The sequence below is a fragment of the Pseudomonas sp. PDM10 genome, assembly GCF_014852295.1.
GTDB lineage: Bacteria > Pseudomonadota > Gammaproteobacteria > Pseudomonadales > Pseudomonadaceae > Aquipseudomonas.
In genome coordinates, this window is record NZ_JACVBJ010000001.1 from 476,906 (window position 1) to 490,372 (window position 13,467).

Annotated in this window: 13 protein-coding genes and 1 pseudogene; 11 read left to right on the forward strand and 3 right to left on the reverse strand. The window is 60.2% G+C overall.

All coding sequences use genetic code 11. The features are described 5' to 3' along the window. Positions 1-6: 6 nt before the first annotated feature. Positions 7-897 (reverse strand): DMT family transporter, encoded by an 891-nt coding sequence (locus tag IB252_RS02240; RefSeq protein WP_059402326.1) that lies wholly within the window; start codon positions 895-897, stop codon positions 7-9. Between the two features lie 281 nt (positions 898-1,178). Here IB252_RS02240 and IB252_RS02245 point away from each other — a divergent pair, with 281 nt between their 5' ends. The 3 genes from IB252_RS02245 to IB252_RS02255 all read left to right on the forward strand — a co-directional run bounded on the left by IB252_RS02245 (position 1,179) and on the right by IB252_RS02255 (position 2,606). Continuing rightward, complete coding sequence (locus IB252_RS02245) at positions 1,179-1,760, forward strand: DJ-1/PfpI family protein (protein ID WP_008152949.1); 582 nt, start codon at positions 1,179-1,181, stop codon at positions 1,758-1,760. Between the two features lie 14 nt (positions 1,761-1,774). Continuing rightward, positions 1,775-2,080, forward strand: coding sequence for a ribbon-helix-helix domain-containing protein (locus IB252_RS02250; RefSeq protein WP_008025707.1), 306 nt, complete (start codon positions 1,775-1,777; stop codon positions 2,078-2,080). A gap of 181 nt (positions 2,081-2,261) precedes the next feature. After that, the gene (locus IB252_RS02255; RefSeq protein ID WP_008152953.1) at positions 2,262-2,606 is read left to right on the forward strand and encodes a YegP family protein; all 345 of its coding nucleotides are present in this window, start codon (positions 2,262-2,264) and stop codon (positions 2,604-2,606) included. Between the two features lie 142 nt (positions 2,607-2,748). On the opposite strand, the gene IB252_RS02260 is transcribed toward IB252_RS02255, so the two are convergent. Then, the gene (locus tag IB252_RS02260) at positions 2,749-3,768 is read right to left on the reverse strand and encodes a DUF4917 family protein (RefSeq protein WP_192406563.1); all 1,020 of its coding nucleotides are present in this window, start codon (positions 3,766-3,768) and stop codon (positions 2,749-2,751) included. A 156-nt stretch (positions 3,769-3,924) separates the two neighbouring features. Between IB252_RS02260 and yiaY the strand changes: the two genes are divergently transcribed. From yiaY to IB252_RS02285, 5 genes are all read left to right on the forward strand, one after another. Then, positions 3,925-5,073, forward strand: coding sequence for an L-threonine dehydrogenase (gene yiaY, locus IB252_RS02265; protein ID WP_192406565.1), 1,149 nt, complete (start codon positions 3,925-3,927; stop codon positions 5,071-5,073). A gap of 228 nt (positions 5,074-5,301) precedes the next feature. Then, the gene (locus IB252_RS02270) at positions 5,302-6,210 is read left to right on the forward strand and encodes a LysR family transcriptional regulator (RefSeq protein ID WP_192406567.1); all 909 of its coding nucleotides are present in this window, start codon (positions 5,302-5,304) and stop codon (positions 6,208-6,210) included. Positions 6,211-6,448: 238 nt separating this feature from the next. Continuing rightward, the gene (locus IB252_RS02275) at positions 6,449-7,642 is read left to right on the forward strand and encodes a CaiB/BaiF CoA transferase family protein (protein WP_192406569.1); all 1,194 of its coding nucleotides are present in this window, start codon (positions 6,449-6,451) and stop codon (positions 7,640-7,642) included. Further along, the gene (locus IB252_RS02280; RefSeq protein WP_192406571.1) at positions 7,639-8,565 is read left to right on the forward strand and encodes a hydroxymethylglutaryl-CoA lyase; all 927 of its coding nucleotides are present in this window, start codon (positions 7,639-7,641) and stop codon (positions 8,563-8,565) included. The genes IB252_RS02275 and IB252_RS02280 overlap by 4 nt, the downstream gene beginning before the upstream one ends. Positions 8,566-8,752: 187 nt before the next feature. Then, positions 8,753-10,084, forward strand: coding sequence for an MFS transporter (locus tag IB252_RS02285; protein ID WP_111450892.1), 1,332 nt, complete (start codon positions 8,753-8,755; stop codon positions 10,082-10,084). Positions 10,085-10,264: 180 nt separating this feature from the next. Here the strand turns inward: IB252_RS02285 and IB252_RS02290 are convergent. After that, positions 10,265-10,510: pseudogene (locus IB252_RS02290) on the reverse strand (DMT family transporter); the annotation flags it as partial. Between the two features lie 336 nt (positions 10,511-10,846). Here IB252_RS02290 and fos point away from each other — a divergent pair. From fos to IB252_RS02305, 3 genes are all read left to right on the forward strand, one after another. Then, the gene (gene fos, locus IB252_RS02295; RefSeq protein ID WP_192407560.1) at positions 10,847-11,263 is read left to right on the forward strand and encodes a fosfomycin resistance glutathione transferase; all 417 of its coding nucleotides are present in this window, start codon (positions 10,847-10,849) and stop codon (positions 11,261-11,263) included. Positions 11,264-11,325: 62 nt separating this feature from the next. Continuing rightward, positions 11,326-11,964, forward strand: coding sequence for a LysE family translocator (locus tag IB252_RS02300; protein WP_192406573.1), 639 nt, complete (start codon positions 11,326-11,328; stop codon positions 11,962-11,964). Positions 11,965-12,049: 85 nt separating this feature from the next. Further along, positions 12,050-13,399 (forward strand): sensor domain-containing diguanylate cyclase, encoded by a 1,350-nt coding sequence (locus IB252_RS02305; RefSeq protein ID WP_192406580.1) that lies wholly within the window; start codon positions 12,050-12,052, stop codon positions 13,397-13,399. The last annotated feature ends 68 nt before the right edge of the window (positions 13,400-13,467 follow it).

Genomic DNA, 13,467 nt, shown 5'->3' on the forward strand with positions numbered 1-13,467 from the left:
CCGGGGTCAGGCTGTAGCAACCTGCGCTGGCTTGACGGCCGTCTTGCGCCCCAGCATCACGGTCACGATCACCCCGGCGGCAAACAGCCAGGTGATCGGCTCGATGTGTTCGCCGAAGAACAGCGCCGAAAAAGCGATGGTGAAGAAGATCTGCAACAGCTGGATCTGACTGACCCGGGCAATCCCCCCCATCGCCAACCCGGCGTACCAGGCGAAGAAACCGATGAACTGCGAGAACAGCGAGACGTAACCGAAGGCCCACCAGGTCTTGGCCGAAATCTCGCCCTGATGTTGCAGCGCCAGGTACACCACCGGCCCGATCAGCAACGGCGTCGACAGCACCAGTGCCCAACAGATCACCTGCCAACCGCCCATCTCCTTGGCCAATCGGCCGCCCTCGGCATAACCCAGGCCGCCAACGGCAATCGCGCCGAGCATCAGCAAATCACCGGCCTGAATGCTGCCGGCCCCGCTGATCAGCGCATAACCCAGCACCAGCGCGCTGCCCAGCGCAGCGCAGGCCCAGAAGGCTTTCGACGGTCGTTCATGGGACAACCACGCGGCGTACAGCGCCACGCACAACGGCTGTAAGCCGTTGACCAGCGCACCGTGAGACGCCGGCAAGGTTTGCATGGCCCAGGCCGACAATACCGGGAAGCCGAGGATCACCCCGGCAATCACCAGGGTCAGGCCTTTGACCTGTTTCCAGGTCGGCCATTTTTCCCGACGCCAGAGCAACAGCAACGCCGCCGGAACCGCCGCGAACAGCGCACGGCCCAGGCCGTTGAGCAGCGGATGGAGTTCCTGCACGACGATCCGTGTGAAGGGCAGGGTGAGGCTGAAGATCACAACGCCGAGCAGGCCGAGGGCCATGCCGGTGTTTTCGCGCGAGGACATGATGGCAACCAGAATCGAGGGTGGCGGGAAGACCTTCATCTAGCCATAAACCCGGCGTTTGCTGCTGCTACAGCTAGGCGCAGAGTTATCCGTACAGTTTGCGGACGCCATCGCGGGCAAGCCTTGCTCCTACAGGTGAGAACGACACTGGACATGTAGGAGCAGGGCTTGCCCGCGATGAACGATGACGCGGTCCATCAGGTAGTAGCTGGTTATTACCCGACCCTGCGGATAAGGACTACCTTGAATACTCCTACGTAATTCCCAGAGGAGTCCTCCCCATGGCCGCTAAAAAAATTCTGATGCTGGTCGGCGATTACGTCGAAGACTACGAAGTGATGGTGCCGTTTCAGGCGCTGCTGATGGTCGGCCACACGGTGCACGCCGTTTGCCCGGACAAAACCGCCGGTCAGACCGTACGCACGGCAATCCATGACTTCGAAGGTGACCAGACCTACAGCGAAAAACCCGGTCACCTGTTTGCCCTGAACTTCGACTTCGCCAAGGTCAAGTCCGAGGACTATGACGCCCTGCTGGTGCCGGGTGGTCGTGCGCCAGAGTACCTGCGCCTGAACGAAAAAGTCCTGGAGCTGGTGCGCGCGTTCGACAAGGCCGGCAAACCGATCGCCGCCGTGTGTCACGGTGCTCAATTGCTCGCGGCCGCGGGGATTCTCGAAGGTCGTGAGTGCAGCGCCTACCCGGCCTGTGCTCCGGAAGTGCGCCTGGCGGGCGGTACGTTCATCGATATCCCGGTGACGGAAGGTCATGTTCAGGGCAATCTGGCCACTGCTCCGGCCTGGCCGGCGCACCCGAGCTGGCTCGCCGGTTTCCTCGGGTTGCTGGGCACCAAAATCACGCTGTAACGAGGGACCTTTCCATGTGCGAGCTCTACGTCAAAGCCGATCCGATTCTCTACGAATCGCGCTCCCGCTCGCTGCGCATCTGCGGGGTGGTCACCACCCTGCGGCTGGAGAATCAGTTCTGGGACATCCTCAGCGAAATCGCCGAGGTCGACGGCATGACCACCAACCAGTTGATCGCCAAGCTGTATGAAGAGGTGATGGACTACCGCGGCGAGGTGGTGAATTTCGCCTCGTTTTTGCGGGTCAGTTGTACCCGTTATCTGAGTCAGCGACGGGTGCAGGCGCCGGAGTTATCGGTGGTGCGTGCGGTGGTGAAATAGGTGATTTTGTGCTGACCTTACCGGCCTCATCGCGAGCAGGCTCGCTCCCACAGGGGAATTGTGTACATCGATCCATTGTGGGAGCGGGCTTGCTCGCGAAGGGGCCGGTACAGGCGACAAAAATCCTCGCCTGGTCTTTACTCTGAAGCGCAAAACCTCTCAATTGCCAAGGAGAAAGAGCATGTCTGGATGGTATGAAGTGAGCAAAAGCAGCAATGGTCAGTTCAAATTTGTACTGAAGGCCGCTAACGCGGAAACCATTCTGACCAGCGAGCTGTACACCACCCGCGCTGCCGCTGACAAAGGCATCGTGTCGGTTCAGAGCAACAGCCCGAAGGATGAGCGCTACGAGAAGAAAACCACCAAGGATGGCCATCCTTACTTCAACCTCAAGGCTGCTAACCACGAGATCATCGGTAGCAGCGAGGCTTACACCTCTGCTGCCGCGCTGGAGAAAGGCATCGCCAGCGTCAAAGCCAACGGACCGACCACGGTGATCAAGGACAAGACCCTGCCAGTGCTTTGAATCCCGATACAAATTTCCTGTTGCTTTTAATGATCGTTCCCACGCTCCGCGTTGGAATGCCTCTGGGGACGCTCCGCGTCCAGTGACGCGGAGCGTCACGGGCTGCATTCCCACGCAGAGCGTGGGAACGATCTTATGGCCTTCAGACCTCGACTGGGACTGTGAGCTTCGGACTCCCCAACGCATGCGTCTTCGAATCAAAAAACCGCAACTCACTCCCGGTGCCTTCAAACACCTTCGCGTAATGCCGCTTCTGGTGCTGAATGAACGCCTTGCTGCGCGGATAAATCGAGATCGCCACCCTTTGCGGTTTCGCCTGGCGCAAGGCGTGAATGATGTGGCTGTCCTGCTCACCCAGGGCATGGCCAAACAGGCACAACCCGTCGCCATGGCCAAGTAACTGGTCGTAGCAGAACGACAGATAGTCCGAGCTGCGAATGGTCTTGAGCTTGTCCTGCGCCGGACCTTCATTGACGAACAGCGGCACGTCGTCGAGGGTCTTGATCGTGTTGTTGATCGCGAAACTGCCGAGTAACGTGCCCTCGGTCGACATCAGTTTGCGCGCCGTACCGTCCTGATTTCGCACCAGATGCAATCCGCCATGCAGGTAAAGCAGCCGGGTTTTATCGGTCGCCGTGGCGCTTAGATCGAAGCTTGATTCTGCACCCTGGAACAGGTCGCTGATCGCATCAGGCTGGTGTTGGGTCGCCCAGTAGTTGAGCAGATCGTAGTTGGTGGTGAACACGGTCCGGTAGCGGCCCAGTTCCTGATTGATCATCGCCAGCGACGAAGGCACCACCAGTCGCCACGGGATGTGCACCGCGTGCACGGTGTTGATCAGCGCTTCCTTGATCGCGTAGTAACGATTGCGCGGCGCGGCGGAACTCACCGCCAGGGCCTTGTTGACCCGGCTGGTGGTTTTCAGCGCGCTGAGCACCTGCTCGAAGCTGCGCGTCTGCATGGCGTCGAACACGCTCAGCTCGGACTGGCTCAGGGGTTTTTCTTCGACGGTACGGGCGTTTTCGAACAGCGAGTCGTAGCCGAAATCGTCCCACACGGCGCGACTGGCGCCGTTGCCCACCAGCAGGCCGCTGAACGAGGCGGTGGCGCGCAAGGCGTTCCAGTCTTCAAGTTGGGCATCAACATCCTGGAAATCGGTCATTGCGTTCAAAGTCTCAAAGCAGAAGGTCTGGTGGGCGGCGACTTTATCACGACCAAGACTTGAGCCAGATCAAGTTACTTAATGACCGATAGGTCGATCCTGTGGGTCCCCGCTGGATCGGCGCTAACGATTCGGCCTCAGCCAGGAGACTCGCTCATGAGCAGCACGTTTTTCATCCCCGCCGTGAACATCATGGGCATCGGTTGCCTCGACGAAGCCATGGACGCCATTCGCAAGTACGGTTTTCGCAAGGCGCTGATCGTCACCGACGTCGGGCTGGCCAAGGCGGGCGTAGCGAAGATGATTGCCGAGAAGTTGGCGATGCAGGACATCGATTCGGTGATTTTCGACGGCGCCAAGCCTAACCCGAGCATCGCCAACGTCGAGATCGGTCTGGGTCTGCTGAAGGAAACCCGCTGTGATTTCGTGGTGTCCCTGGGCGGCGGTTCGCCCCATGACTGCGCCAAAGGCATCGCGTTGTGCGCAACCAACGGCGGGCAGATTGGCGATTACGAAGGCGTCGATCAATCCACCCAGCCGCAACTGCCGCTGATCGCCATCAACACCACCGCCGGCACCGCCAGCGAGATGACCCGTTTCTGCATCATCACCGACGAGTCCCGTCACGTGAAAATGGCCATTGTCGATCGCAACGTCACGCCGCTGCTGTCGGTCAACGACCCGGCGCTGATGGTCGCCATGCCCAAGGGCCTGACGGCTGCCACTGGCATGGACGCACTGACCCACGCCATCGAAGCCTACGTTTCCACGGCGGCCAATCCGATCACGGATGCCTGCGCACTGAAGGCGATCACGTTGATCAGCAACAACCTGCGCCTGGCCGTCCGCGACGGCAGTGACATGGCCGCGCGGGAAAACATGGCCTACGCGCAGTTCCTCGCTGGCATGGCGTTCAATAACGCATCCCTGGGTTTTGTCCACGCCATGGCCCACCAGTTGGGCGGGTTCTACGACTTGCCTCATGGTGTGTGCAACGCGGTCTTGCTGCCCCACGTACAAAGCTTTAACGCGCTGGTTTGCGCCGATCGCCTTACCGATGTCGCCCTTGCGATGGGCGTCGATGTTCGCGGTTTCACCCCGGAAGCGGGCGCCCAAGCGGCCATCGTGGCGATCTGCAGCCTGTCCAAAGACGTGGAAATCCCCGCCGGTTTGCGTGAGCTCGGCGCCAAGCTCAACGACATCCCGATGCTCGCCAGCAATGCGTTGAAAGATGCGTGTGGCCTGACCAATCCTCGCGTGGCGGATCAGCGTCAGATCGAGGAGATTTTCCGCAGCGCGTTTTAGGAAGTATTGCGTTGGGCGCGAGCATCGCGCCCAACGCCATCGCCCAGGCACCGCCGACCGGCGAACGGTTATTGGCCAGAAACAGGCTGATCCGATAACTCAAAGACTGACCAAACACCGCGACGCAATAGGGCGGCCAGAACTGCCTGTGGGCTAATTGCTTTGCCGAATCGCGTAAAAACCGGGCTATCCTGCCGACTCTGTCGAACAGAAGTCATCGAGCCCTCCATGCTGCAAAAAAGCCTGATCCGCCGCCTCGACCTGATCACTCTCCAGCTGTTTGTCGCCGTTCATGAGGAGGGTACGCTGACCCGTGCCGCCGCGCGTGAAGCCATCGCCGTGTCGGCGGCCAGCAAGCGGCTGATGGAGTTGGAAGAAGCGCTGGGCATCAGCCTGTTCGTGCGCCAGGCCAAGGGCATGACCCTGACGCCGGCCGGTGAAACCTTGTTGCACCATGCTCGGCAGATGCTGTTCAACGTGGAGAAAATGGGGCTCGAACTGGGCGAACACAGCCACGGTATTCGCGGCTATGTGCGGATGCTCGCCAACCTGTCGGCGATCATTCAGTTCCTGCCCGAAGACCTGCGGGACTTCTCCGCGCGTCATCCTCAAGTCAAGACCGACCTCGAAGAACGCCCCAGCAGCGGGGTGATTCAGGGGGTGCTGGATGGCGTGGCGGACCTTGGGATCTGCTCCAGTGACAGCGACGTCAAAGGTCTGCACAGCGTGCTTTATCGACAGGACAAACTGATGGTGTTGATGCTGCCCGATCATCCGTTGGCGAGTCGTTCCAGCCTGGCCTTCGCCGATACGCTGGGCAGCGATTACGTCGGTTTGCATTCCGCCAGTTCAATCAATATGCGTACCCACGCAGCCGCGCGCGAGGCGGGCAAAGTGCTGCGGTTGCGGATTCATGTACCGGGTTTCGACGCCATGTGCCGGATGGTCCAGGCCAACATGGGCATCGGCATCCTGCCGCAAAAAGCCTATGAGCTGTTTGGCCGGGCGTTGGGCTTGCACGCGGTGCCGTTGACGGATGACTGGTCGGATCGCGCGTTGGTTCTGGTGGTGCGTGATGAAGCGGCGCTGTCGCCGGTGAGCCGGATGTTGTTCGAGCATTTGCGTGGGCATGTCTGATCATTCTCGATTGGATGGACTGGCCCCATCGCGAGCAGGCTCGCTCCCACAGGGGATTTATGTGCGCCGCAGATCAACTGTGGGAGCGAGCCTGCTCGCGATGGCGGCCTCAAGGTCGCGGTAATCTTCCGGGCGTTCGCGTTTCGCGAACGCTCGTTGCCAACTGAAGGTTGGATTCCAGCCCCCGTGGTCCTCTAGCCTTGGCTCATATTCCAAGAACAACATGAGGTACCCCGCGATGACTGCCCCCTTGAGTGCAATCAAAGTGATCGAGATCGGCACGCTGATCGCCGCGCCGTTCGCCGCGCGCATGCTTGCCGAGTTCGGCGCCGACGTGATCAAGATCGAAGCCATGGGTCAGGGCGACCCGCTGCGCAAATGGCGCAAGCTGCACGAAGGCACGTCGCTGTGGTGGTACTTGCAATCGCGAAACAAGAAGTCCCTCGCACTGAATCTCAAATCACCCGAAGGCATTGAACTGGTCAAACAACTGGCGACCAGCGCCGACGTGCTGATCGAAAACCTGCGTCCAGGTGCCCTGGAGAAACTCGGTCTGGGCTGGGACGTGTTGCACGCCCTCAACCCTGACCTGACGCTGGTGCGTATATCCGGTTATGGCCAGACCGGCCCTTACCGTGATCGTCCAGGTTTTGGCGCCATCGGCGAGGCCATGGGCGGGATCCGCTACACCACCGGCACCCCCGGTTCACCGCCGGCGCGGGTGGGCGTCAGCCTCGGCGATTCCCTGGCTTCGTTGCACGCGGTGATCGGTGCCTTGATGTCGCTGCTGCGGGTAAAGACCGGGCAGGGCGGTGGGCAAGTCGTCGATGTGTCGCTGGCTGAAAGTGTGTTCAACGTCATGGAAAGCCTGGTGCCGGAATACGACATGCTCGGCCATGTTCGTGAGCGCAGCGGCGGGGCCTTGCCGGGCATCGCGCCGTCTAACACTTATCTGACGGCCGATGGCGCCTACGTGGTGATCGCCGGCAACAGCGACCCGATCTACAAGCGCTTGATGGACGTCATCGGTCGCCGTGACCTGGCCGATGCGCCGGAGTTCGCCCATAACGACGGGCGTGCCGCCAAGAGCAACGTGCTCGACGCGGCGATCACTCACTGGACCAGCAGCCTGCCGATCGACGAAGTGTTGTCGGCACTGGAAGCGGCCGAAGTCCCGGCCGGGCGCATCTATTCAGTCGCCGACATCGTCGCCGATCCGCACTATCAAGCGCGGGACATGCTGCTCAACGCCGACCTGCCCGGCGGTGCCACGGTGAAGATGCCCGGCATCGTGCCGAAAATGTCCGAGACGCCCGGTGGCGTGAACTGGTCCGGACCTACGTTGGGCCAGCACACCGACGGCATCCTCGCGGGGCTGGGCCTTACGGATTCGGACATCGAACGGCTGAAAGCGGAAGGGGTGGTGCAATGATCACTGATTTTTCCGAGACTCTGATTGTTCAGGAAGTCTCCCCCCGCGACGGCTTGCAGATCGAGCCGACCTGGGTCGAAACCGTCGACAAGATTGCCTTGATCGATCAGCTGTCGCTGGCCGGTTTCAGCCGCATCGAAGCAGGTTCGTTCGTTTCGCCCAAGGCGATTCCGGCGCTGCGCGATGGTGAGCGGGTGTTCAAGGGCATCACCCGGCAACCGGGGGTGATTTACGTCGCGTTGATCCCCAACCTCAAAGGCGCGCAACGGGCGTTGGCGACCAGGGCCGACGAGTTGAACCTGGTGATGTCCGCCAGCCAGACCCACAACCTGGCGAACATGCGCATGCGTTGCGAAGCCTCATTGGCCGCGTTCGGCGAGATCGTGCAATACGTTCGCGGGACGTCGGTGCGACTCAACGCCAGCATCGCCACCACCTTCGGCTGCCCGTTTGAAGGCAAGATCGATGAGGATCGCGTGCTGCAAATCGTCGAGGCGTATCAGGAGCTCGGGATTCAGGGCATTACCTTGGCCGACACTACCGGCATGGCCAATCCGCGGCAGGTCGATCGGCTGGTGCGGCGGGTCTTGCAACGAGTTTCGCCGGCTGATCTGACCCTGCATTTCCACAACACCCGCGGCCTCGGTTTGTGCAACGTACTGGCCGCTTATGAGGCCGGTGCCCGACGCTTTGACGCGGCGCTGGGCGGCCTCGGCGGTTGCCCGTTCGCGCCGGGTGCCTCGGGCAATATTTGCACCGAAGATTTGGTCAACCTGTGCGATGAAATCGGCATTCACACCGGCATCGATCTGCCGCTGTTGCTGCAATTGTCACGAGGATTACCCGCACTGCTGGGCCACGAAGTGCCCGGTCAACTGGCCAAGGCCGGACGCAATTGCGATTTGCATCCGTCCCCGTCCTGATCCCAACAAATCCCTGTAGGAGCCGAGCTTGCTCGCGATAGCGGTGGGTCAGTCAATTGATATGTCGGATATGACTCAGTCATCGCGAGCAGGCTCGCTCCCACAGTAAAAGCATCCACACCCGATCATCTCAACCAGACAACAAAAACAATCGGACACCCACGGGCAGTCCACCTGGAGAACCATCATGAGCCTAAATGTACTGGAGGCGGGCGCGAGCCCGTCCGTTAGCCACGACGAAGAAAAAGCCCTGGTCAGCAAAGTCGCCTGGCGCCTGATGCCGTTGATCATGGTCTGCTACCTGTTCGCGTTTTTCGACCGCATCAACATCAGCTTCGCCAAGTTCCAGCTGCAGACCGACCTGAGCCTGAGCGACACCGCTTACGGACTCGGCGCCGGGTTGTTCGTGGTCGGTTACGTGATCTTCGAAGTGCCGAGCAACATGATGCTGTACAAGGTCGGCGCCCGGCGCTGGATCGCCCGGATCATGATGTCCTGGGGGCTCGCTACTGCGGCCATGGTCTTCGTCAATAGCGAATGGCAGTTCTACGTGCTGCGCTTTGTGATTGGTGCGATGGAAGCCGGTTTTGCGCCGGGAGTCCTGTATTACCTGACGCTGTGGTTCCCGCAGCATTATCGTGGGCGCATCACGTCGATGTTGTTTCTGGCGTCGGCGTTTGCCGGTCTGGTCGGCGCACCGTTCTCCGGGCTGGTGCTTCAACACCTCGACGGCTTCCTCGATATGCGCGGCTGGCACTGGCTGTTTCTGCTGGGCGGCGTGCCTTGCATCGGCCTCGGCTTGCTGGTGCTGACATTGCTCAAGGACCGCATCGAAGACGCCCATTGGCTGACGCCCTCAGAGAAAACGCTGCTGGCCAGCCGTATTGCGCACCATGAACCGCACAAGAGCGGCGGCTCGTTGCTCGCCGCACTGCGGATTCCGGGTTTCCTGACACTCGGGCTGATCTACTTCCTGATTCAGGTGGCGTCCTACGGCTTGAACTTCTGGGCCCCGCAACTGATTCGCAGCGCCGGCACCGAGAGCCCGGTGATGATCGGTTTGCTGACCGCCATCCCTTACATCTGCGGCGCCATCAGCATGGTGGTGATCGGGCGGTTGTCTGACTCGACCGGCGAGCGACGCAAGTTTGTCGCAGGTTTGGTTGCGGTGGGCGCGGTGGGGTTCTTCTGTGCGGGAATCTTCGCTAACCACACGACCTTCCTGATTGTCGCGCTGGGCTTGCTCGGTGCCGGAATCATCGCGTCTATCCCGAGTTTCTGGACCCTGCCGCCCAAACTGCTGGCCGGTGCGGGCGCAGGGGCTGCTGGCGGGATTGCAGTCATCAACACCCTCGGCCAGTTCGGCGGCATCGTCAGCCCGGTGATGGTGGGGCGGATCAAAGACCTGACGGGCAGTACCACGCCGGCGCTGTATGTCATCGGCGTCGCTGCGCTGATCGCCGTCGCGCTGCTGCTCTGGGGGTTGCCGCAGAAGCTGCGTACGCTCGACAAGTTTTAAAAGTTTCGCAGGCTACGCCGGTTCCTGCATCGACCACGCATCACTGCAGGAGCTGGCGGAGGCTGCGATCGCAAGAAGATGATCGTTCCCACGCTCTGCGTGGGAATGCTTCAAGGGACGCTCTGCGTCCAGTGACGCGGAGCGTCACGGGCTACATTCCCACGCAGAGCGTGGGAACGATCAAGACGTTGCTGTTATCGCTTTTTCCAATGTGCCTCCGAACTGAATCAACACCACTCCAGCCATTAACAACACCGCCCCAGACACCCGAGGCACTGTCATCTCCCGCCCCACCAACCCAAACCACCCGAAGTGATCCAGCACTAGCGACGCAACCACTTGTCCCGCCAGCACCAACGCCATAAACCCCGAGGCTCCGAGTTTGGGCAATAGCATCAGCGCCAGCGAAATAAAGCACACCCCAAACGTGGTATTTCAGGTATGCCTGCATTTGTGGCAAGGAGTCTTATCGGAATGCCGGTAGATGACGATTATTTTTGGTTTGAAAGCGACGCATCAGCTGATGTTTGTCACCCACTTGCTTAAAACCGCTTTCATTTCTTTTGGACTCGCGAAATCACCGCTATCCGCTTCAGTCAGCGCTTGCTGGATTTCGTCGAACAGCAAGGCCTGGTGTGCTGAGTGCCTGTGCGATATGTCTGTTGTATGAAACGCATCGCTGTGTTTTTTGGTTTTAGGCTTTTCCACTGCTTTTGCGCTCCAGATACCGTTGGTTCAGAACATACCCGTGAGGAAATTAAATTGCTAACAGGCCTCAACCACCTGACCCTCGCTGTCACCGATTTGAACCGCAGCGTGGCGTTCTATCAAGATCTGATGCAACTTCAGCTTGAAGCCACGTGGGGCACTGGCGCCTATCTCTCGCTGCCGGGTCTTTGGTTGTGCCTTTCCCTTGATCCACTGCGCAATTCTGAACCCGCCGCCGACTACACCCATTTCGCCTTCAACATCAACGCAACAGACTTCCCGCTCTTCGTCGAACGCCTGCGATCCGCCGACGTCCGGGAATGGCGTGATAACCGGAGCGAAGGCGCGTCCTTTTATTTCCTCGACCCAGACGGGCACAAGCTCGAAGCCCATGTCGGCGACCTGGCATCGAGGCTGGCAGCCTGTCGGCAGCGGCCCTATGCAGGAATGAAGTTCTTCGACGATCAGTAAGTCGGGTTCCGGGAACCTGAGATAGACTTGCGTGCATTCACCCAGGCTCAACAGGACATCCAATGACCCCATCGCTGCTAATGGCTGTTCTCGTCTCTGGCTTTATCTACGGCATCACGCCGGGGCCGGGTGTGTTGGCGGTGTTCGGCATCGGTGCGGCGCGTGGTCGGAGGGCCGGGGCGGGGTTTCTCTGCGGGCATTTGCTGGGGGATGTGGTCTGGTGCAGCACTGCGCTGATCGCGATTGTCGGTGCGCGGGAAATCGGCAGTACCGCATTCGATGTGCTGGGAGTACTCAGTGGGCTGTACCTGTTTTGGCTCGGTCTGCGCGCGGTTCGCGCTCGTCGCAGCAGTGACGAAGCACCTCAAGGCCCGGCGCGGCAGCCGTTCTGGCACGGCATTCTGTTTGGCCTGACCAATCCGAAGGCTTACCCGGTGGCGGTAGCGACTTTTACGGCGCTGCTGTCCAGCCGTGCCGAATTGCTGCACTGGTCGATGCTGCCGTGGCTGATTGTCCTGAGTTTCGTCGGTGGCCTCATGGCCTACGCTATCCTCATTGGCATTGTCGGTGCGCGGCAGGTGCGCATGTTGTACCAGCGCCATGAGCTGCTGATCACCCGGTTGTGTGGGGTGATGTTTATCGGATTCGCCATCAATGCCCTGGCGCATGCATTGCCGGGGCTGGTGACGAACAAGGCGTGAGGCTGATTGCAAGGAGGCGTCAGCTGTACTGATGGGGCAGGGAAGGTTCTTTATTGCTGCATTGGCCGGATACGCTCACCGCACTATGGCAACCAGAAATTCCGCGCCGTTGGCGAGTTACATTGATCTCTTGCTGGACGCCGTCTGTGCGGTCGACAAACAAGGTCGCTTCGTTTTTGTCAGCGCGGCTTGCGAACGTATTTTCGGTTATACCCCCGACGAGCTGATCGGCCAGCCGATGATCGATCTGGTGCATCCCGCCGATCGTCAGCGCACCCTCGATGCCGCGCGGGAGATCATGGGTGGCGACCCCAAGCTCAATTTCGAAAACCGCTACCTGCGCAAAGATGGCCGAGTGGCGCACATCCTCTGGTCGGCACGCTGGTCGGAGGTCGACCAACTGCGCATCGCCGTGGCGCGCGACATCACTGAGCGCAAACAGGCCGAATCCCGGCAAGCGGCGTTGTATGCGATCTCCGAAGCGGCCCACGCGGCGGAAGACTTGCTCGCACTGTTCAAACGCATCCATTTGATCATCGGTGAATGGCTGCCGGCGCTGAATTTCTCCGTGGCGCTGTATGACGAACACTGTGCACAGCTGAATTTCCCTTATCACGTGGACGACCTGGAGCTGCAACCCGAACAGCCCGGAACGATCACCGGACGCCTCTGTGCCGAGGTGATTCGCAGTGGCCAGCCGATTCTGCTGACCCCGGATCAAGACAATCCACTGGCGGGGTTTGAGGCGCTGGTCGCGGGCCAGCATTCACCTTGCTGGCTGGGTGTGCCGTTGAGTTCACAAAACGGCACCATCGGTGCGCTGATCGTTAAAAGCGTGCCCGGTGGTGAGCGTTACACCGAACAGGACAAGGAGCTGCTGCAATACGTTTGCGCACAGGTCGCCACCGCGATTGAGCGCAAGCAATTGCTTGCCCGACTGCAGCGCATGGCCCAGTACGACCAGCTGACTCAGCTGCCCAACCGAGAGTTACTCCGTGACCGGCTTAAAGATTCACTGGCGCTGGCGCGGGCGGACTCCGGCCGAATGGCACTGCTGTACGTCGACCTCGACCGCTTCAAGCAAGTCAACGACACCCACGGTCATGCGGTCGGCGACATGCTGTTGCAAGCGGTCGCCAATCGTCTCAAAGGCTGTGTGCGAGAAACCGACACGGTGGCGCGTATCGGCGGTGATGAGTTTGTAGTGTTGTTGCACAGCATCCACGCCTCGGAAGACGCCGACAGCGTGGCGGGAAAAATCCGACAGGTTTTGGCTCACCCCCTGCGTCTGGACGGTCACAGCCTGATCATCCAGACGAGCATCGGCGTTGCGCGATACCCCGACGACGGCACTGAAGAAAAGCAATTGTTCCGGCATGCCGATGAGGCCATGTACGCCGCCAAGCGCCAACATCACCAACGTCTCGGGGCCTGAAAATCTGCCACCGTTCGTCGTGGCGTTTTCAACTTTTCTAAACCTTTGCGGTGATCGAAATTCTGATT